At 61.2% G+C, this 19,343-nt stretch carries 15 protein-coding genes; 11 read left to right on the top strand and 4 right to left on the bottom strand.

What is annotated here, in order from left to right; genetic code table 11:
• Positions 1 to 70: 70 nt before the first annotated feature.
• The 5 genes from AACH55_RS07485 (at position 71) to AACH55_RS07465 (ending at position 5,954) form a co-directional block, all read left to right on the top strand.
• Positions 71 to 1,453 carry a TolC family protein gene (locus AACH55_RS07485; RefSeq protein ID WP_338718820.1) on the top strand — a complete coding sequence of 461 codons (1,383 nt, stop codon included), beginning with the start codon at positions 71 to 73 and terminating at the stop codon, positions 1,451 to 1,453.
• Positions 1,450 to 2,835: a copper oxidase gene (locus AACH55_RS07480; protein ID WP_338718818.1), complete on the top strand. Its 1,386-nt coding sequence runs from the start codon at positions 1,450 to 1,452 to the stop codon at positions 2,833 to 2,835. The genes AACH55_RS07485 and AACH55_RS07480 overlap by 4 nt, the downstream gene beginning before the upstream one ends.
• 99 nt (positions 2,836 to 2,934) lie before the next feature.
• Positions 2,935 to 3,225 (top strand): copper-binding protein, encoded by a 291-nt coding sequence (locus AACH55_RS07475; RefSeq protein WP_338718817.1) that lies wholly within the window; start codon positions 2,935 to 2,937, stop codon positions 3,223 to 3,225.
• A gap of 138 nt (positions 3,226 to 3,363) precedes the next feature.
• Positions 3,364 to 5,004 (top strand): fatty acid--CoA ligase, encoded by a 1,641-nt coding sequence (locus tag AACH55_RS07470; protein WP_338718816.1) that lies wholly within the window; start codon positions 3,364 to 3,366, stop codon positions 5,002 to 5,004.
• Between the two features lie 162 nt (positions 5,005 to 5,166).
• Positions 5,167 to 5,954, top strand: a protein-coding gene (locus tag AACH55_RS07465) for an IS5 family transposase (protein ID WP_338717769.1) whose coding sequence is annotated in 2 segments (ribosomal slippage) — positions 5,167 to 5,518 and positions 5,518 to 5,954 — 789 coding nt in all. Because the reading frame shifts where the segments join, the coding sequence is not laid out codon by codon here.
• An 874-nt stretch (positions 5,955 to 6,828) separates the two neighbouring features.
• Here AACH55_RS07465 and purU read toward each other — a convergent pair.
• Together purU and AACH55_RS07455 are read right to left on the bottom strand one after the other, a co-directional pair.
• Entirely contained in the window at positions 6,829 to 7,698 is an 870-nt protein-coding gene (gene purU, locus AACH55_RS07460; protein WP_338720213.1) for a formyltetrahydrofolate deformylase, read from the bottom strand.
• Between the two features lie 354 nt (positions 7,699 to 8,052).
• Positions 8,053 to 8,577, bottom strand: a complete 525-nt coding sequence (locus tag AACH55_RS07455; RefSeq protein ID WP_338718814.1) for a polymer-forming cytoskeletal protein — start codon at positions 8,575 to 8,577, stop codon at positions 8,053 to 8,055.
• A 668-nt stretch (positions 8,578 to 9,245) separates the two neighbouring features.
• Here AACH55_RS07455 and AACH55_RS07450 point away from each other — a divergent pair.
• The 4 genes from AACH55_RS07450 to AACH55_RS07435 all read left to right on the top strand — a co-directional run bounded on the left by AACH55_RS07450 (position 9,246) and on the right by AACH55_RS07435 (position 14,163).
• Positions 9,246 to 9,962: a Pr6Pr family membrane protein gene (locus AACH55_RS07450; RefSeq protein ID WP_338718813.1), complete on the top strand. Its 717-nt coding sequence runs from the start codon at positions 9,246 to 9,248 to the stop codon at positions 9,960 to 9,962.
• A 480-nt stretch (positions 9,963 to 10,442) separates the two neighbouring features.
• On the top strand, positions 10,443 to 12,155 hold the full coding sequence (locus AACH55_RS07445; RefSeq protein WP_338718812.1) for an acid phosphatase: 1,713 nt from the start codon (positions 10,443 to 10,445) through the stop codon (positions 12,153 to 12,155).
• Positions 12,156 to 12,394: 239 nt separating this feature from the next.
• Complete coding sequence (locus AACH55_RS07440; RefSeq protein ID WP_338718811.1) at positions 12,395 to 13,582, top strand: AAA family ATPase; 1,188 nt, start codon at positions 12,395 to 12,397, stop codon at positions 13,580 to 13,582.
• On the top strand, positions 13,579 to 14,163 hold the full coding sequence (locus AACH55_RS07435; RefSeq protein ID WP_338718809.1) for a DUF4276 family protein: 585 nt from the start codon (positions 13,579 to 13,581) through the stop codon (positions 14,161 to 14,163). Before AACH55_RS07440 ends, AACH55_RS07435 begins: the two co-directional genes overlap by 4 nt.
• 51 nt (positions 14,164 to 14,214) lie before the next feature.
• Here AACH55_RS07435 and AACH55_RS07430 read toward each other — a convergent pair whose 3' ends face one another.
• Positions 14,215 to 15,219: a sulfonate ABC transporter substrate-binding protein gene (locus AACH55_RS07430; protein ID WP_338718808.1), complete on the bottom strand. Its 1,005-nt coding sequence runs from the start codon at positions 15,217 to 15,219 to the stop codon at positions 14,215 to 14,217.
• Between the two features lie 252 nt (positions 15,220 to 15,471).
• Between AACH55_RS07430 and AACH55_RS07425 the strand changes: the two genes are divergently transcribed.
• Complete coding sequence (locus AACH55_RS07425; protein WP_338718807.1) at positions 15,472 to 17,187, top strand: chloride channel protein; 1,716 nt, start codon at positions 15,472 to 15,474, stop codon at positions 17,185 to 17,187.
• Positions 17,188 to 17,201: 14 nt separating this feature from the next.
• On the opposite strand, the gene AACH55_RS07420 is transcribed toward AACH55_RS07425, so the two are convergent.
• Positions 17,202 to 17,579, bottom strand: coding sequence for a hypothetical protein (locus AACH55_RS07420; RefSeq protein ID WP_338718806.1), 378 nt, complete (start codon positions 17,577 to 17,579; stop codon positions 17,202 to 17,204).
• Between the two features lie 591 nt (positions 17,580 to 18,170).
• On the opposite strand from AACH55_RS07420, the gene epsC reads away from it, so the two are divergent.
• A complete protein-coding gene (epsC, locus tag AACH55_RS07415) occupies positions 18,171 to 19,115 on the top strand; it encodes a serine O-acetyltransferase EpsC (protein ID WP_338718804.1) in 945 nt (314 codons plus the stop codon).
• The last annotated feature ends 228 nt before the right edge of the window (positions 19,116 to 19,343 follow it).

Raw genomic sequence — 19,343 nt, 5'->3', positions numbered from 1 at the left:
CCCGTGCGCCCAGCCCCTGCGCGTGCCCTGCACGTGCAGCCGATGACCATCATCATCAGACGAGGATTCCATGATCCCCCACGTTTCACGTCCCTGGCGGGCCGCTGCCGTGGCCGCCTGCGCGCTGCTGGCCGGCTGCGCGCAACTCTCGCCCGACGCCGGTTTCGCCCAGGTCGAGCAAACCAGCCACCAGCGCCTGGGCCAGACGCCCGCCTGGAACCGCACGCCAGAACAAGCCCAGGCCAGCAGCGAGCGCGTGCGCCAGTTGCTGCAAGCCCCGTCCGGCACGCCACGTCTGGCCAGCGCCGACGATGCCGTGCAGATTGCACTCATCAACAATCCCGACCTGCAAGGAGAGTTCGCTGCGCTCGGCGTGGCCGAAGCCGATCTGGTGCAGGCCGGCCGCCTGCCCAATCCGGGCCTTTCCTTCGCGCGCACCCATGCAGGCGACGACATCAAGATCGAGCGCAGCCTGTCGCTGGGCCTGATGCGCCTGCTCACCTTGCCGGCCGCCTCGCGCATCGAACAGCGGCGCTTCGAGCAGGTGCGCCTGTCGCTGGCGGCGCGCGTGCTGGCTGTGGCGGCACAGACGCGCCAGGCCTATTACCAGGCGGTGGCCGCGCAACAGGGCCTGCAATATCAGGAACAGGTCGCCGATGCGGCAGGTGCGGCGCATGAGCTGGCCGCACAGATGACCCGGCTGGGCAACATCAGCCAGCTCGATGGCGCGCGCGAGCAGTTGTTCTATGGTCAGGCGCAGGCCAGTCTGCAACAGGCACGCCGCCTGGCTGCGCAGCACAAGGAGACGCTGGCGCGCCTGCTGGGACTGGCACCCGATTTCGCTTTGCCCGGCCAATTGCCCGCACTGCCCCGGCAACTGGATGAGCTAGGCGACGTCGAGCAGCAAGCCCTGCAACAGCGCCTCGACGTGCAAGCGGCCCGCGCCGAACTGGAGGGCCTGCAAGGTTCGCTGGGCCTGACCCGCGCCACACGCTGGGTCAACGTACTGGACCTGGGCGCGCTGCGCACCTCCGAGAGCGGCAAGCCGCCAGAGACCGGTTACGAAATCTCGCTGGAGATTCCGCTGTTCGACTGGGGCGAGGCGCGTGTGGCCAAGGCCGAGGCGATCTATCTGCAAGGCGCGCACAAGCTCGCCGGCGCCATCCTCGATGCACGCGCACAGGCGCGCCAGGCCTGGCGCGAACGGCAGGATGCCTACACCCTCGCGCGGCGTTATCAGGACCAATGGCTGCCGCTGCGCCAGCGCATCGCCGAAGAAAATCTGCTGCGCTACAACGGCATGCTCATCAGCGTCTTCGCCCTGCTGGCCGATGCCCGCGAACAAGCCGCCACCGTCAATGCCGCCATCGAGGCCCAGCGCGATTTCTGGATCGCCGACGCCAGCCTGCAACAGGCCCTGGGAGGCCGTCCCCAACAAGGAAAGCAACCATGAACCCGACCGACAAAATGCGCAGACATTTCCTGCAAGGCGCGGCCCTGGCCGTGACAGCCGGCGCCGTCAGCCGCGCCGGCGCGGCTTCCCTGCCCGAAGCCGCGCTGCAATCCAGCGCGGCCACCCAGCCGCCCCTGCAACCGTCCAGCGGACGCCCCTATCAACCGGTCGTCACCCTCAATGGCTGGACCCTGCCCTGGCGCATGAAGAATGGCGTCAAGGAATTTCATCTGGTGGCTGAAGCGGTCGAGCGCGAGATCGCTCCCGGCATGAAGGCCAAACTGTGGGGCTACAACGGCCAGAGCCCCGGCCCCACCATCGAAGTGGTGGAAGGCGACCGGGTACGCATCTTCGTCACCAACAAGCTGCCCGAAGCGACCTCGGTGCACTGGCACGGCCAGCGCCTGCCCAATGGCATGGATGGCGTATCGGGCCTGACGCAGCCGGCCATTCCACCGGGCAAGACCTACGTCTACGAATTCACCGCCAGACGCGCCGGCACCTTCATGTATCACCCGCACGCCGACGAAATGGTGCAGATGGCCATGGGCATGATGGGCTTCTGGGTGACGCATCCCAAGGATCCGGGCGTCATGCGGGTGGACCGGGATTTCGTGTTCCTCATGAATGCCTACGACATCGCGCCCGGCGCGGCCGTGCCCAAGGTCAGCACCATGCTGGACTTCAACCTGTGGACCTGGAACAGCCGCGCCTTTCCCGGCATCGACCCGCTGGTGGTGCGGCAGAACGACCGCGTGCGCATCCGCGTGGGCAATCTCACCATGACCAATCATCCGCTGCACCTGCACGGCCACGAATTTACCGTCACCGGCACCGATGGCGGCTGGGTACCGCCTGCGGCGCGCTGGCCCGAGGTCACCACCGACATTGCGGTAGGCCAGATGCGCGCCATCGAATTCGACGCCACCGAAGAAGGCGACTGGGCCCTGCATTGCCACAAGGCGCATCACACCATGAATGCCATGGGTCATGACGTGCCGACCATGATCGGGGTGGACCAGTCCAAGGTGGTCAGCAAGATCAGCCGGCTCATACCCGACTACATGGCCATGGGCGACAAGGGCGGCTCGATGGGCGAGATGGAAATGCCCCTGCCCGACAACACCCTGCCCATGATGACCGGGCGCGGCCCGTATGGGCCCATCGAGATGGGTGGCATGTTCAGCACCGTCAAGGTCAGGCGCCACCTGGCGCGGGACGATTACCGCGATCCGGGCTGGTACCGCGCGCCGGCCGGCACGGTGGCGCGCGAATGGCAGGGTGAAATGCCCGAGGCGCGGCGCGCCGCAACCAAGGCCAGCCAGCCGGGACCGGCCACGCTGGAGGTGGTCAAGCCGGGGGGCCATTCAGGACATCATTGAATTCCCGACTCATTGAGCAGCTTGATCATCACATTATTGAATCATCGATTTTTGACGCAGCGAATCCCCTTCGCTGACGACTTCATGAAAGGAAACTCCATGTTGCGAACTCTCCTCCTCAGCACTGCCCTTCTCCTGCCCGCGCTGGCCGCCCATGCCCAGGCCGATGCGCCCCGGGTCGATGGTGAAATCCGCAAGGTTGACGCCAGCAATGGCAAGCTCACCATCCGTCATGGCGACATCCCCAATCTGCAGATGAGCGGGATGACGATGGTGTTCAAGGCCAATCCCGAGATCGTGGCGCGGGTGCGCGAAGGCGAGAAGATCAGCTTTACCGCCGACCGGGTGGATGGAGCGCTGACCGTCACCTCCCTGGAAGAAAAGCGCTGACGTGCACGTGGCCGGGACGACGCGGGCCGTGTCAAATTTCGTCGTCCCGGCGACCATCCTGCGGGAAACTTGGCGGTATCATCGAGGCTCCATCCAGAACAGGCGGTCATCCCGCCACACAACAAAGGAGACTCCGGCATGCCCCAAGCGATCGAGCAAACCCCTTCGGCCTATGGCTATCCGCTGCTGATCAAGCAGTTGCTGCACAGCGCCCTGGCCACTGCTGCCGAGCAGGAAATCATTTACGGCGAACGCCGCCTGACCTATGCCGGTTTCTACCAGCGGGTACAGCGGCTGGCCAACGTCCTCAAGGAAATGGGGCTGCAGCGTGGCAATACGGTGGCGGTGATGGACTGGGACAGCAACCGCTATCTGGAGTGTTTCTTCGCGGTGCCGATGATGGGTTGCGTCTTGCAGACGGTCAACGTGCGTTTGTCGCCGGAGCAGATTGCCTACACGCTCAATCATGCCCAGGCCGATGTATTGCTGGTGAATTCGGATTTCATGCCGGTGTTGAAGCAGATCCGGGGTGAGCTCAACACCCTGACGCGTTGTGTGCTGCTGACCGACGATGGCAGTCCCTGCCCGCGCGGTCCGGGCTTTGCGGGGGAATACGAAGCCTTGCTGGCCGCAGCCGCCGACCATTACGACTTCCCCGACTTCGACGAAAACGCCCGCGCCACCACGTTCTACACGACCGGCACCACAGGCTTGCCCAAGGGGGTTTATTTCAGCCACCGGCAACTGGTGCTGCACACGCTGGCCACCACGGCCGGGCTGGCACTGGCACCGCAGCAGGGGCGTCTGCACCGGGATGACGTCTACATGCCCTTGACGCCGATGTTCCATGTCCACGCCTGGGGTCTGCCCTATGTGGCGACGATGGCAGGGGTCAAGCAGGTCTATCCGGGGCGCTATGTACCGGACACCATTTGCAGGCTGATCCGCGAGGAGAAGGTGACGTTTTCGCATTGCGTGCCGACCATTCTGCAGATGGTGCTGACGTCGGAGCAGGCGCGCGATGCGGATTTGTCGGGCTGGAAGATGATCATCGGCGGCTCGGCGATGACGGGCAGTCTGGCGAAGATGGCGCGTGATCGGGGGATTGATGTGTTCACCGGGTATGGGATGTCGGAGACTTGTCCGGTGCTGACGCTGGCACAGGTGCCGACGGAGGAACTGGGCGGCGAGCGCGAAGCCAGTCTGCGCGTGAAGACCGGGCGGCCCTTGCCGCTGGTGGCCTTGCGCACGGTGGATGGCGATATGAATGATTGCCCGCGCGATGGCAAGAGCACCGGGGAAGTGGTGGTGCGCGCGCCCTGGTTAACCCAGGGGTACCTGCATCAACCTGAAGCTTCGGAAGAATTGTGGCGAGGTGGGTGGTTGCATACGCAGGATATCGGGCATCTGGATGGCGAGGGCTATCTGCAGGTGACGGACCGGATCAAGGATGTCATCAAGACGGGGGGCGAGTGGGTATCTTCGCTGCAGATCGAGGACATCATTGCGCGGCATCCGGCGGTGGCGGAGACGGCGGTCATCGGGGTGAAGGATGCGAAATGGGGAGAGCGGCCTGTGGCGCTTGTTGTGCTGAAGAAGGAGGCTGGCGAGGTTAGCGAGGAGGATATTCGGGTGCATGTGCGGGCGGCGGCTGATGCGGGGATTATTTCTCGTTACGGGGTGCCGGATCGGGTGCGGTTTGTTCCTGAGTTGGCCCGGACCAGTGTCGGGAAGCTTAACAAGCGGGTGATGCGGGAGCAGTATCCTGTTGCTGACTGATCTTCTTTGTGTTTTTTATTGATCTTGTCTTGGCTGGGTGTTTTTCTGGTTGTTCGGTTTGGCGTAGTCTGCACGGATTGCTTTCCTGCGCTCTAGCTTAATTAGAATTCATTTCATAAATAGGGTCTGTTAACTTTTTATCGTGCGTGTTAACTTCTTCGTATGGCACGAAGAGAAGAACTAACAGACGAACAATGGGCGATTCTGGAGCCGCTGATACCAGAAACACCTAGACGTGATGATGGGCGTGGACGCCCGGAATTGCACAGCAACCGCGCCGTCATGAACGGGATTCTCTGGGTGCTACGCACCGGTGCGGCCTGGTGTGATTTGCCAGATCGGTTCCCCTCTGGCACGACATGCTTCCGAAGATTTTCGCGCTGGGTCAAGAGTGGCGTGCTACGGCACATACTCGAAGCACTGGCGCAACACCTCGAAGAGGTTGGCCAAATCAATCTTTCCGAATGCTTTATTGACGGCACGTTTGTGTTGGCAAAAAAAGGGGCCCAAAGGTCGGAAAGACCAAGCGGGGCAAGGGTACGAAGCTCATGGTTATTGCAGACGCTACTGGTCTTCCACTCGGCGTGCACACGTCTTCTGCTAGCCCACATGAAGTCACCCTTGTCGAGGCTACCCTCGATGAGATTGTCACAGTGGGACGACCCGAACGAATTATTGGGGATCGCGCCTACGATAGTGATCCGCTCGATCAAAGACTTGCTGCCAAAGGCATTGAACTGATCGCACCACACAAGAGCAATCGAAAAAGAGCGGTCACTCAAGACGGCCGGGCGCTGCGCCGATACCGGCGCCGATGGAAGATCGAACGACTGTTTGCCTGGCTTAATGCCTTCAAGCGTGTACTTACCCGATGGGAGCGTTGCGCCGATCATTACACAGGCTTCGTTCATCTCGCTTTCTCCGTCATCCTCATGCGGCGCTATTTATGAAATGGGTTCTATTTTCTCTCTCCGGTCGGAGCCGAGCGCCGGGGGGCAGAAGCACTGCTTCTGCCGGCAGCCGCTCACTTTTCTTGTCTCGCCAAGAAAAGTAAGCAAAAGAAGGCGACCGCAGCTGCGCCGCCCTCCTTCGGAGGGTCCCCGCTTCAGAGACCAACAAAACGGGGAAAATAGAGTCGCTTCGCTCCGACTATTTTCCTGATCCGTTTTGTTGCTCTCTGAAGCGGCGGCGCAGATGCGGACGGCCGAAACGGCTCGCCTTCGGCATCGTGAGACCTCCTACTCGCCTTCAGCTTTGCGTTGGCGTTGTTTAGCCTTCGATACGTCGCTGCGCGACTACTCAGGTCGAACGGACAGTAAATTATTTAAACAATAAAAACCCAAGCCCTCGGATCGAAGAAAAATCGATGCCGCAGGCGAGCCCCCCCCCAAAGCCGAAGGCGAGTCGGAGAAGTGCGAGGCCGAAGGCGAGCCCGTTTGGACTTTCCCCATAGAGCCAGCCGCCGCAGCGGAGCGAAAAGTGGATCAGAAGAATAGTCGGAGCGAAGCGACTCTATTCTTCCCACTTTTCGCTTCGCTGCGGCGGGAACCCTCCGAAGGAGGGCTGGCTCTCTGGGGTCGCCTTCTTTTGCTTACTTTTCTTGGCGAGACAAGAAAAGTGAGCGGCTGCCGGGCCGCCCCCGGCGCGTTCTCCCGACCGGAGAAAGAAAATAATTAAGCTAGAGCGCAGGAAAGCAATCCGTGCAGACTACGCCAAACCGAACAACCAGAAAAAACCCCAGCCAAGACAACAAAACAAAAACCACAAAAACAAAAACGCCGCCCAACAAAAACCAGGCGGCGTCCCGATAAAACAAAAAACGGATCAGTTAAAGATCACAGTCTTATGCCCATTGAGCAAAATCCGATGCTCGGTAAACCATTTGACAGCCCGCGCCAACACCACGCATTCAATATCCCGCCCAATCGCAGTCAAGGTATCCGGCCCCATGGAATGGTCAACGCGTTCAACACCCTGCTCGATGATCGGCCCCTCATCCAGATCACCCGTCACGAAGTGCGCAGTAGCCCCGATGAGCTTAACGCCCCGGTCATGCGCCTGATAATAAGGCTTGGCTCCCTTGAAGCTAGGCAGGAAGGAGTGATGAATATTGATCGCCCGCCCGCGCAAGGCCTCGCACATCTCAGGCGACAGAATCTGCATGTAGCGCGCCAGCACCACCAGATCGATCTGATTGGCGTCCACGATCTCCATGATCCGCTGCTCCTGAGCACGCTTGACCTCGACAGGCGCCCCCGTCGCCAACGGCAGATGATGGAAGGGAATGTTATAGCTTGCAGCCAGCTGATAAAAATCAGTATGGTTAGACACGATCGCCGGAATCTCCACCGGCAGCAACCCGCTCTTGTAACGGAACAGCAGATCGTTCAGGCAATGACCGATCTTGGACACCATCAACATCACACGCGGCTTCTTGCCCGCATCATGCAACTGCCAGTTCATCTGCAAGGAATCGCCCAACACACCGAAGTCCGCCCGCAGCGCCGCATCCGACACCGAAGCATCCTCCGCCGAAAAATGCACCCGCATGAAGAACAGCTTGGACTGCGCATCGCCAAACTGCGCCGAATCGATGATGTTGCAGCCGTGATCGGCCAGAAAGCCCGAGACGCGATGCACGATGCCGCGCTGGTCCAGGCAGGACAAGGTAAGAATGTATTCCGGGTGAGCCATGAGTGAACTGAGCAATGAAACCAAACGCCAGCGTCCCACCGGCACCGCCACGCAGCGGCGGCCACCGGCCCGGCAGGCCGGGTAAAGGACGAAAGGGACGAAAGGCGCTATTGTCGCACGGCCCGGCCATGCGGACAAATCCGCACCCGCAAAAGCCCGCACGGTACGCGTCAAAGCGTGGTCATTCCACCAGAAATCACCGCAGATCGGCGCAACTTGATAACAAATCGCGCCCGCGACCGGAAATTATTTCCAACAGGAAATCCAGTCGAAAATCCGCCTGGCCCGGCCTCAGCCCGCCTCCTCATCGGATGGCAGCCGGCGCTGCACAGCCGGCACCACCCGCAGGGGAGCTCAGGCCGTCTTCTGCAACAAGTCCTTCTGCTCGTGGCCGCCGCCGACCTGCAGGTCGCCCGCCAGCTGGCCACCTTCCTCGATCACCAGCTTGCCGTAACGGATCTTGCCGGTCACCTTGCCGCTGGAATAGATCACCAGCTTCTGACGCACCGTCAGATCGCCATCGAACTCGCCGCGGATCTCCGCCAGATCGATTTCAGCCGAGCCCTTGAACGCGCCACGCTCGGCAATCTGCACCACGCGGCAATTGATGGTGGCCTGTACCTTGCCTTCGACCACCAGCGTATCGCAATCCTCGATCTCGCCCTTGACCTTGATGTTGGGCCCGACGGTGAGCTTGCTGCCGCTCTCTTCAGTGGCCGCCGGCGCGGTGGTGCTGGAAACCGAAGAAGGGTATTGGGTAGGTTTGTTGACGCTGGTCACATTGCCGCCTGTAGAAGAAGAGACGTTGCCCGCACTGCTGAACGGGGAATTGGTCGAACTGGTTTCGCGTTTGCCGAAGAGGGATTCCGAGCGAAGCATGTGATCTCCTGAAATGGTGGTGCCTGATGCGTAAAAATCTACGCGCGAAAAAATAGCCTGCGTCAAGGTGCGCACGAAAGACGCGCACAACGTGGGACGAGAACGGTTCCTCCGGGCGTTCGCGCGGGAGAGATGAACAGTCCGGGTGCGATGCCTGCAAGCATTGCCTCGAAGGAAACCTGTGCGATTCGGCAGGATGCCTTTTGCAAAGTTCACCGCAAATTTGTAACAGTAAAAGCACTGTTTTTCTGCAGTGAAGACAAGGCAAATTATTTATATTTTGAAGCGCCTTGTAACTAAAAAAAATGTAACAGTTGATGGTGCGAAGGCGTCGCCATAAGGCGACACACGGCGACCTAAAATCCGCTCTGGATAAAGCTTTCCGAACAGTAACGCCATTCCTGAATGATCCATTCCCGGCAATTCCAACGGATCAAAAACTTAGAATTTATCCCCTTCCGTTTTTTATGAAAAAGGCCGCCTTATACCGCACGGATGAGCCCCAAGCAGGTACCGGTATCGATGTGTCCTGATGTAAGCGTTGAAAATGAATGTCATGCGGCCAGCACAACCGCGCCCGCCGATTTATGATGTGGCACATCGCACGGCTGGCACAGCACGCACTTCCGTACTGCGGCCGTGGCCCTCTCCTCTTCCCTGAACACACCATGAGCAACGATAGGATCCCTTCGCCGGAATCGCTGGATTCCTTTGGCGCGCATCTCTTCCCGGCACACCGCCACTCGGCCGCCGCCCGCACGGTAGCCGCCCTGATCGCCGGCATCAGCTGGTTTGCCTTCGTGGCGCAGACCGACATCACCATCAGCCGTTTGCTGGCGCGCGGTGGTGGCGTGCTGGATGGGCTGGACCGGCTGACCATGTATCTGACCAACCTCACCATCCTGATGAGTGCCTTGTGCTTTACCTCGCTGGCCCTGTCATTGAAGTCACCGGTGAGCCGCTTCTTCCGGCAGCCCTCCGTCATCTCGGCCGTGGTGACCTATCTGGCCTTCGTAGGAATCGCCTACAACCTCTTGCTGCGCCATCTGTGGACCCCGACCGGGTTCCGCGCCCTGGTCAATGAGAGTCTGCATACGGTGGTGCCGCTGCTGGCCATCGTGTATTGGATTTTTTTCGTGCCGGTGTTCCAGGCGTCGCTGAGGAAGTCGCTGCTGTGGCTGATCTATCCTCTGGGCTACCTGCTGCTGACCCTGTGGCGGGGAGCGCTGTCGGGCTTTTACCCGTATCCCTTCATTGACGTCAACGCGCTCGGCTATGCGCGCGTGATCCTCAACGCCAGCCTGTTGCTGGCGGCCTTCGTGGGATTGATGGGATTGTTCATCGCGGTCAACCGCTCGGGCAAACCGGTCCTGCAGCGCAAATAGCGCGTGCAGGCTGCATGATGACGGGCTGGTGTGAAGACCGGACCGAGCGTCCGGCCAAGGCTCAGGTCAGCGGTTCGGTAATGGCCAGGGCCAGCACGAACAGCATGCAGGCACTGAAGCCTGCGCCGATGAGCACGTATTGAAAAGCTTTGAGCATGATGAATCCCTCGACAAACAAGACCGCAAAGACGTCGGCGCAACCTGCCGTCCCCTGGCGCGGCCCGCCCGCCTGGCCCTCCCACGGGCCGGGAAGCCCGGATCGATACCGGGGCGGTGGCTGAATTCTAGGCCGATCACGGCGCCGCGATAGCATCCTAGCCTGTCTTTTACTCAATCTTTCACTGTCTCTTGGGGCAAAATTCATCATTTCCGTGGTTGCAAGTATGATCGGAAAGACACATCCTTGTCATACGGTCGCGCTATGCTCCTGCCCCGCTACGCGCCAAACCCCGACAACAATATCCGACAGGAAACCCATCCATGAGCAAGCACGACGACGACATCGCCGGCAGCCAGCCTGCGTCCAGCGATACCCCGCAGATCCCGCAACAACCCGGCCGCCGCCGCTTCCTGGGCAGCATGGCGGCCCTCAGTGCCGGCACGACCCTGGCCGCCTGCGCCACCGAAGGCCAGGGACCGGTCGCCTACCCCAGCGGCAACCCGGCCGAGTCCGCCGCGCTGGACCGCGCCCTGCGCGAGAACGTCAAGACCATCGTGGTGATCTACGCCGAGAACCGCAGCTTCAACAACCTCTTTGCCGACTTCCCCGGCCTGGAAAAACCGCTGTCGTCCGTCAAGCCTTCGGAGTACCAGCAGCGCGATCGTGACGGCAGCCTGTTGAAGCAACTGCCGCCGGCCTGGAGCGGCGTGGTCAGCCAGGAGCAGACCGTCGAAGGCGTGACCTATGCGGCCGGCAAGCAATACCAGACCAACCTGCCCAACGCCCCCTTTGCCCTGAAGGGCCCGCAAGGCGAGGCATTGCCGCTGGGCCTGGTCACGCGCGACCTGTGGCACGTGTTCTACCAGAACCAGATGCAGATCAACGGTGGCAAGAACGATGGCTTCGTGGCCTGGGCCGACTCCGGTGGCCTGACCATGGGCCATTATGCGGACACCCGCTACAACCTGCGCCTGTGGGACGTGGCGCGCGAGTTCGTGCTGTGCGACAACTTCTTCCAGGGCGCTTTCGGCGGCTCCTTCCTGAACCACCAGTACCTGATCTGCGCCAGGCCGCCCTACTATCCGGATGTGATGAATTCGGTCTCGCGTACCCAGGTAGCCAAGACCAGAAACAATGATCCGCTCTCGCCGGAACTGGTCCCCGCCGAAGGCAGCCCGGCCAGTGCCATGGACGGCCCGCCAAAGTTCGGCCCGAGCGCACTGACGCCAGATGGCTACGCCGTCAACACCATGGCCCCGCCCTACTGGCCGACCTGGAGCCGCGACCGCAACAACCCCGCCTATGCCGAACCCAACCAGCCCAGCGTGCTGGTGCCGCAGACGCACGAGCACATCGGTGACAAGCTCAACAAGAAGGGCATCGACTGGGCCTGGTATGCCGGCGCGTGGCAGGCCACGCTGGATGAGTTCAAGGATTCCAAGGGCATCCCCAAGATCCCCAATTTCCAGTATCACCACCAGCCCTTCAACTACTTCAAGAACCTGGGTCCGGAAAATCCCGCCGAGCGCAACAAGCGCCTGCGTGACGGCGGCCTGGGCGACGAGTCGCGCACCAACCGCTTCCTGGCCGACGTCGAGGCCGGCCGCCTGCCGCCGGTAACCTTCTACAAGCCGCAGGGCAACCTCAACCTGCACGCCGGTTACGCCGATGTGGCCTCGGGTGACCGCCACATCGCCCACATCGTCAAGAGCCTGCAGGCCAGCCCGCAGTGGAAGAACATGGTAGTGGTCATCACCTTCGACGAAAACGGCGGCTGGTGGGATCACGTCGCCCCGCCCAAGGGCGACCGCTGGGGTCCGGGCACGCGCGTGCCGGCGCTGGTGATCTCGCCGTTCGCACGCAAGGGAACGGTGGACCATACCGTGTATGACACCGCATCCATCCTGCGCCTGATCACCCGCACCTTCGGCCTGGAAAAACTGGATGGTCTCAAGGAGCGCGATGACGCCATGATCGCGCGCGGCCAGCAGCCCATGGGCGATCTGACCAACGCGCTGCAGTTCAAGGCCTGACCGGCTCGAACAATCTCTGCCTCAACCGGGCCCCGATGGCATGCATGGCTTGCCATCGGGGCTTTTTTCCGTCCCTGACAATCGTTAGCCTCCTGATCTGCTGCTTGCTATTCTTGTGCAACGCAAAGACGAGAAGAGCGAGCGTTTCAGAGCATGATAAAGTACCGGGCTACCGTCTCTGGACGGAACCTGCATCAGCCACCTCACCGTGCGTTGCAGCCTGATTACTGGGGAAATACGTGAAGATCGAGTCAATCAGATTAAAAAATTACAAGACGTTCCGTGACGTACATCTCACGGATATCCCACCCTTCCTGGTCGTGGTCGGCGCCAACGGCGCCGGAAAATCTACGCTGTTTGACGTCTTCGGATTTCTCCACGACTGTCTGAAAGGCAATGTAAGACAAGCCTTGGACAAACGCGGCCGGTTCAAGGAAGTCCTCAGTCGCGGAGTTTCAGAGGATGAAAGTATCCTCATCGAGATTCAATACCGTATGCCAATTACTGACGTGGAACGGCTCGTCACCTACTCGCTGGAGATTGCCGAACAGGACGGATTACCGTTCGTCAAACGCGAAGTATTGCGTTATAAGCGTGGCCGTTATGGCAGTCCCTACCGTTTCCTGGACTTCACCAACGGCTCGGGATTCGCCATCACCAACGAAGAGGATTTCCATCAACCCGACGAATCACTGGATCGTGAACATCAGACCGTAGCGTCAGACACCTTGGCCATCAAGGGCTTGGGGCAGTTCGAGCGATTCAAGGCGGCCAACGCGTTCCGGCAGTTGATTGAATCATGGCACGTGTCCGATTTCCACATTACTGCAGCGCGAGGCCGCAAGGAAGCTGCCGGAGATTCAGAGCATCTATCAGAGACGGGCGATAACCTTCCTCGAGTAGCCTTGTATCTTCATGAGAGATTTCCTGAAAAATTTCAGGAAATCCTTCAAATCATGGCGCAACGCGTTCCGGGCATCAGCCGGATCGAACCCCGGCTGATGGACGATGGTTATCTCACCCTCAGGTTCCAGGATGGCTCTTTCAAGACGCCCTTTCTGGACAGATACGTATCGGACGGCACGATCAAAATGTTTGCCTATCTGGTGTTATTGCATGATCCGGTCCCTCACCCCTTGCTGTGTGTCGAAGAGCCGGAAAACCAGCTTTATCCGAAGCTGATGACTGAGCTGGCTGAAGAGTTCCGCCTCTACTCCAACCGTGGACAAGTCCTCGTGTCAACGCACTCCCCGGACTTCCTCAATGCACTGAATCTGGAAGAGGTGTGCTGGCTGGTCAAGAGAGATGGAACAACGGAGATACGCCGCGCCAAAGATGATCCTCAAATCGCAAAATACATGAGCGAAGGGGACCAGCTCGGCTATCTGTGGAAACAAGGATTTTTTGAAGGGGCCGACCCGCAATGAGGCCGGAACTCGTCTTTCTTCTTGAGGAACCGTCTGCAAAAGCCATGCTGGAAACGCTGCTGCCAAGAATCCTCAATCCCTCGGTGCATCATCGGTTCATCCCATTCGAAGGCAAGCAGGATCTGGAAAAACAACTCGAGCGAAAGCTTCGAGGCTATCTGAATCCTGCAGCGCGCTTTCTGATCATGCGCGATCAGGACAGCCATGCAGACTGCAAGGCTTTGAAGGCCTCGCTACTGACCAAGTGCGCGGACGGGGGCAAAGGAAACGTTTCTCTGGTTCGGATTGCCTGTCGCGAGCTGGAGAGTTTTTATCTGGCAGACCTGGGGGCTGTGGAGTCAGCACTAGGTGTCCCTGGACTGCACAAACTTCAAGGCCACGCGAAGTATAGAGATCCAGACCGGCTTGGATCGCCCAGCATGGAACTCAAGGAGCTGACGCGTGGCAGATACCAGAAGGTCGGCGGATCCAGATTGCTTGGATCACATCTGGCTCTGGAAAACACGCGTTCCTCCAGTTTTTCAAACCTGATCCAAGGTATCAAGCGGCTTGAACGACAACTCCTGAATTTGGACCCATAAGCGCTGCGGCGATGTGACTCGCCGGCCGTTCCAAGGAAGCGGGACAAGCGGTCAGGCCAGCCAGGGCGGTGCCGTCTCGCGCAGGTTGATCTTCTTCGGAATCAGCTTGAGCGCCAGGAAGGTATCGGCAATCTGCTGCTGCTCGTCCAGGATGGCATGGGTAATGGGCAGCGTGCCGTAGCTGTAGCGGCGTACCACCACATCCAGCACCCCCTTGGGCAGCCCGAGGATGCCGGCCAGTTCGCTGGCGTAATCGTCGGGGCGGGACTTAGCGAACTCATCCACCTTGGCCAGTTCCTCCAGCGCGATGCGGATCAGGTCGCCATTGTCGCGGGCATAATCGCGCGTCGAAAAATAATAGGCGCGATTCTTGACCACCCCGTCGGCATCGGCCAGGATGCGCGCCTTCAGGGTCTGCTGGGCCGCCGCCAGGTAAGGCTCCCAGATGGCCCAGGCATCCACCGCGCCGCGCTCGAAGGCCGCGCGCGCATCGGCCGGGGCGAGCCATACCGGGGTGACGTCACCATACTGGAGCCCGTGCTTCTCCAGCAGCTTGACCAGAAAGTAATGCACGTTGGAACCCTTGTTCAGGGCGATGCGCTTGCCCTTCAACTGCGCCGGTTGCTGCAGGCTGTCATCCTTGACCAGCACGGCTTCCACAAAGGGACGCGGTACCGTCGCCCCCACATAGACCAGCGGCGTGCCGGCCGCCTGCGAGAAAATGGGCGGCGCTTCCCCGACATCGCCGAAATCGATGGAGCCCGCGCCCAGGGCTTCGAGCTGCACCGGTCCGGCACTGAATTCGATCCACTTCACGGTCGCGCCCAGCGGGGCCAGACGCTGCTCCAGCGTGCCATGGGCGCGAATGATGCTCAGCGCCCCCTTCTGGTAGCCCACACGCAATTGACGCGTGGCGGCGTGCGCCGCACGCGGGCTCAGGAGCGCCGCCGCACCCGCTGCACCCAGTGCCAGTCCGGCTGCAACGAGGCGGCGGCGCTTGCTGCTCAGTTCCACTGCGGCCAGGGCACGGTGGCGTTTGTCTTCTTGCTGCGGCATGCGGGCTCCGTCTTTCATGGTTGAGGTCAGGGAATCGAGGTGCACAGCTTATCCAGCCGCTCTCATGCTGCGAACGAATCATTCCTCAAGTGCATAGAAGAAAAGCGGATAAGTCGCGCCATGCATACAACACCCATCTCATCCGCAACCACATTTTTATATCACGTTATGATATATTTGCCGCTTATTCCTTGACCACAGGCGTTCTCCCTTCTTACTGGCACGACGACGGCTGTCCAACCCGGCTCCTCCATGAAACACAAACGCGACTACACCGCCGACCGGCGGCTGCCCCTGCTATGCGCCATCGCCGTGCTCATCGGCGCGCTCTCTACTGGCGCAGCCTGGCTGCTGCTCAAGCTCATTGCACTGTTCACCAACCTGTTCTATTTCCAGCGGCTATCCTTTGACGCCGTTGCACCGGCCGGCCATACGCTGGGCTGGATCGCCGCACTGCTGCCGGTGGCGGGCGGGCTGATCGTCGGTCTGATGGCGCGTTACGGCAGCGACAAGATCCGCGGTCATGGCATCCCCGAAGCCATCGAAGCGATTCTTTTCGGCAAGAGCCGCATGTCGCCCAAGGTCGCGCTGTTGAAGCCGTTGTCTTCGGGCATCGTCATCGGCAGCGGTGGTCCCTTCGGTGCCGAAGGTCCGATCATCATGACCGGCGGTTCGGTCGGCTCGCTGCTGGCGCAATGGCTGCACCTGACGGCCGCCGAGCGCAAGACCCTGCTGGTCTCGGGCGCCTGCGCCGGCATGACGGCGATCTTCGGTACGCCCCTGGCGGCACTGCTGCTGGCAGTGGAACTGCTGCTGTTCGAACTGCGCCCGCGCAGCCTCTTGCCGGTGGCGCTGGCTTGCGCAGTGGCCGGGTTCCTGCGGCCCTGGGTGGTCGAGGCCGGCGTGCTGTTTCCCTTGCAGGTGGCGCCGGTCACGCCGGTCGCGCTGCTGTCCTGCTTCATGGCGGGTCTGGCCAGCGGGGTGCTGGCTGCCGTGCTGACGCTGGCACTGTATCGCATCGAGGATGGTTTTCACCGGCTGCCGCTGCACTGGATGTGGTGGCCCGCACTCGGTGGCATCGCTGTGGGACTGGGCGGACTGCTGCAGCCGCGTGCGCTGGGGGTGGGCTATGACGTCATTGCCGATCTGCTGAACCAGCACATGCTGGTCTCGGCGGCGCTGGCGCTGCTGCTGGTGAAGGCGGTGATCTGGCTGCTGGCCCTGGGCTCGGGCACCTCGGGCGGGGTGCTGGCACCGCTGCTGATGATGGGGGCCGGCCTGGGACTGGTGCTCTCGCCCTGGCTGCCGGGCGGCTCTTCAGGGCTGTGGCCGCTGGTGTGCATGGCCGGGGTATTGGGCAGCGTGCTGGGTGCGCCGCTGACGGCCATCGTCTTCGCCTTCGGCCTGACCCACGCGGGCAATGCCCTGCTGCCGCTGATCGCCACCACGTCGGTGGCCTATGGCGTGAACGTACTGTGGATGAAGCGTTCCATCATGACCGAGAAGATCGCGCGGCGCGGCTTGCACGTGCATCGGGAGTACGGTGTCGATCCGCTGGAACGGGTCCACGTGGAAGACCTGATGTCGCCGCCCCAGGCACTGGAAACGGATCTGCCTGCAGGTCAGGCACTGGCGCTGTGCCGCTCGGCAGGCCATACGCATCGCTACTATCCGGTGATTACGCACGGGCAGCTGGTCGGCATGGTCGCGCTGAGCCGCTTGCAGGCAGCCGATCCGGCCGAGGCTTGCGGTACGCTGCTGGAGCCCGATGGCGGCTATCTGCTGCCGCACCTGAGCGCCCGCGCTGCGGCCGGCGCCATGGCGCGCCTGGGAGTAGCGCGCCTGCCGGTGGTGGCCGGTCCGCAGCGGCGGCAACTGGTGGGGATACTGTCGCTGTCGGACCTGGCGCGCGCCAGCGCCAGCCATGCCGAAGAAGAATCGGTGCGGGAAAAACTGCTGGGCAACTGAAGCGTGCCGTGGCCTCAGATGCCACCGCTGAGCTTGCACATCAGGTTGTCGTGAGAAACCAGGATCACGTTGATACCGGCATTGCCGTTGTCCATGCGGAATTCACTATTGCCGTTGGACAGCGAGATGATGCGCACGGCCCGCGTGGCCGTTTCGGTCATCACGGTTTCTGCCGCCATGTTCAGGCAGGTCAGCACGCAGCCGCTGCCGGCCGCGCAAGTGCGGGTGATATCACTGGCCACCGGCGTGGGTGCGACAGCGCTGGCAGGAACCGGGACGGCCACCGCAGCCGCTGCCTGGGCTTGCGCGGCGTTATCCGAAAAGATCAGCAATGACAGCGGCAGTAACAGCAGGGCGACCTGGGTGGACGAGCGCAGACGGAGCGCAGGCATGGATGTTCCCCTTTTTTCTGGATGGATAGAATCGGGGGCTATTGCATCACAAACAAAAAAAAGACGCACCTTCTTGCGAAAGCGCGCCCAAAAGTAAGCCCCCCTCAGGGCTTCCCGGTAATCCTGTGGAGATGTCCCGCAACGGCAAGGGCCGGACATCGGCAAAACAATTCGGTCAGACTCGCGCTGCAAGTTGCCATCCGAAAACATCTGCGCTTGCTGATCGGCTGGTCCTGCGTAGTGCAGCTGGTATGGATGAGACTTTACGTTTTTGTTGTGCCACCCTGTATCGGGAGCTTCCTGAGAACGCCACGAAATGCATCAGGAATTTCCTGATGCACCATCCCGGCGGCCGACGCCATCGCCATCACCCCTTGGGGGCAAGGATTTGCGGCAGATCAAATTGGCATATGGATATGCGCAATGATCCTTTGCAGGAATGTGGATTCCCCGTTACAGTGCATTCCCAGAGCAGATTCAAATGCGGCGCCACTTTTCAGATAGAACTGGGTGCCGCGAATCGCTCTTCCTCCGGATTCCCTTCCCCTGCCCCTGCCGACGCGCGCCGCGCATTTTTGATAGCATGCGGGCATGGATACCTCTCACACCCCCGAATTGAGCGCGCTGACTGACTCGGCCGAGTCAGCCAGCCTGGGCCTGTCGGCCGTCGTCGCCGGCCTGCGCACCTCGCGCGAAGTGACCAACAAGATCCGCTACCGTGGCGAGATCCGCGAGATCCCCTCGCGCGAAGCCATGCAAAAGCTCTTGCAGCATCTGCAGGCGGCCTTGTTCCCGACGCATTATGGCCATACCGATTTATCCGATGAGACCATCGATTATTTCGTTGGCAGCCAGTTGAATGCGGCGCTGGCCATCCTGCGCGAGCAGGTGCGTCGCAGTCTGTATTTCAGCAGTGATGTGGAGGTGGATGGGCTGCTGCGCGAGCGCGCCACGGCCATCACGCGGGACTTCGCCCATCAGTTGCCGGCGGTGCGGGACATCCTGGTCAGCGACATCCAGGCGGCTTATCACGGGGACCCGGCGGCTTCCAGCATTTCAGAAATTTTGCTGTGCTACCCCGGCACCACCGCGATCATCTACCATCGCCTGGCGCATGCCCTGCACCAGCTGGGTGCGCCGCTGCTGGCGCGCCTGATCGCCGACATTGCGCACTCGGCCACCGGTATCGACATCCACCCGGCGGCGCAGATCGGTCCGAGTTTCTTCATCGACCACGGCACCGGCGTAGTGATCGGCGAGACCACCATCATCGGCCGCAACGTGCGCCTGTACCAGGCCGTAACGCTGGGTGCCAAGCGTTTCCCGCAGGAGGCTGACGGTTCACTGGTCAAGGGCATTGCGCGCCATCCCATCGTCGAGGATGACGTGGTGGTCTATGCCGGCGCGACCCTGCTGGGGCGCATCACCATCGGCCAAGGATCGGTCATCGGCGGCAATGTCTGGCTCACGCACAGCGTGCCGCCGGGCAGCAACATCTCGCAGGCGGAGATGCTCAGCGACTGCCGGCAGCCCTGATCTCCTTAGTGACTGCGTGGCATCGGGGCGCGTTCACAGGGGATTGCCGCCAGTGCCGGGGCTTGCTGTTTTTTGGTCTTGGCGTGGTGTTTTTCTGGTTGTTCGGTCTGGCGTAGTCTGCACGGATTGCTTTTCTGCGCTCTAGCTTAATTATTTTCTCTCTTCGGTCGGAGCGGAGCGCCGGGGGGCAGAAGCACTGCTTCTGCCGGCAGCCGCTCACTTTTCTTG

This window comes from Herbaspirillum sp. DW155, from assembly GCF_037076565.1.
Taxonomy (GTDB): Bacteria; Pseudomonadota; Gammaproteobacteria; order Burkholderiales; family Burkholderiaceae_D; genus Herbaspirillum.
The sequence above is the reverse complement of the archived record's forward strand: the minus strand, read 5'-3'. Positions and strand labels throughout refer to the sequence as shown.

Excerpts from the sequence above, each read along its gene's own strand:
- AACH55_RS07485 (WP_338718820.1), top strand. The coding sequence starts at position 71 with ATGATCCCCCACGTTTCACGTCCCTGGCGGGCCGCTGCCGTGGCCGCC.
- AACH55_RS07480 (WP_338718818.1), top strand. The coding sequence starts at position 1,450 with ATGAACCCGACCGACAAAATGCGCAGACATTTCCTGCAAGGCGCGGCC.
- AACH55_RS07475 (WP_338718817.1), top strand. The coding sequence starts at position 2,935 with ATGTTGCGAACTCTCCTCCTCAGCACTGCCCTTCTCCTGCCCGCGCTG.
- AACH55_RS07470 (WP_338718816.1), top strand. The coding sequence starts at position 3,364 with ATGCCCCAAGCGATCGAGCAAACCCCTTCGGCCTATGGCTATCCGCTG.
- purU (WP_338720213.1), bottom strand. The coding sequence starts at position 7,698 with ATGGCTCACCCGGAATACATTCTTACCTTGTCCTGCCTGGACCAGCGC.
- AACH55_RS07455 (WP_338718814.1), bottom strand. The coding sequence starts at position 8,577 with ATGCTTCGCTCGGAATCCCTCTTCGGCAAACGCGAAACCAGTTCGACC.
- AACH55_RS07450 (WP_338718813.1), top strand. The coding sequence starts at position 9,246 with ATGAGCAACGATAGGATCCCTTCGCCGGAATCGCTGGATTCCTTTGGC.
- AACH55_RS07445 (WP_338718812.1), top strand. The coding sequence starts at position 10,443 with ATGAGCAAGCACGACGACGACATCGCCGGCAGCCAGCCTGCGTCCAGC.
- AACH55_RS07435 (WP_338718809.1), top strand. The coding sequence starts at position 13,579 with ATGAGGCCGGAACTCGTCTTTCTTCTTGAGGAACCGTCTGCAAAAGCC.
- AACH55_RS07430 (WP_338718808.1), bottom strand. The coding sequence starts at position 15,219 with ATGCCGCAGCAAGAAGACAAACGCCACCGTGCCCTGGCCGCAGTGGAA.
- AACH55_RS07425 (WP_338718807.1), top strand. The coding sequence starts at position 15,472 with ATGAAACACAAACGCGACTACACCGCCGACCGGCGGCTGCCCCTGCTA.
- AACH55_RS07420 (WP_338718806.1), bottom strand. The coding sequence starts at position 17,579 with ATGCCTGCGCTCCGTCTGCGCTCGTCCACCCAGGTCGCCCTGCTGTTA.
- epsC (WP_338718804.1), top strand. The coding sequence starts at position 18,171 with ATGGATACCTCTCACACCCCCGAATTGAGCGCGCTGACTGACTCGGCC.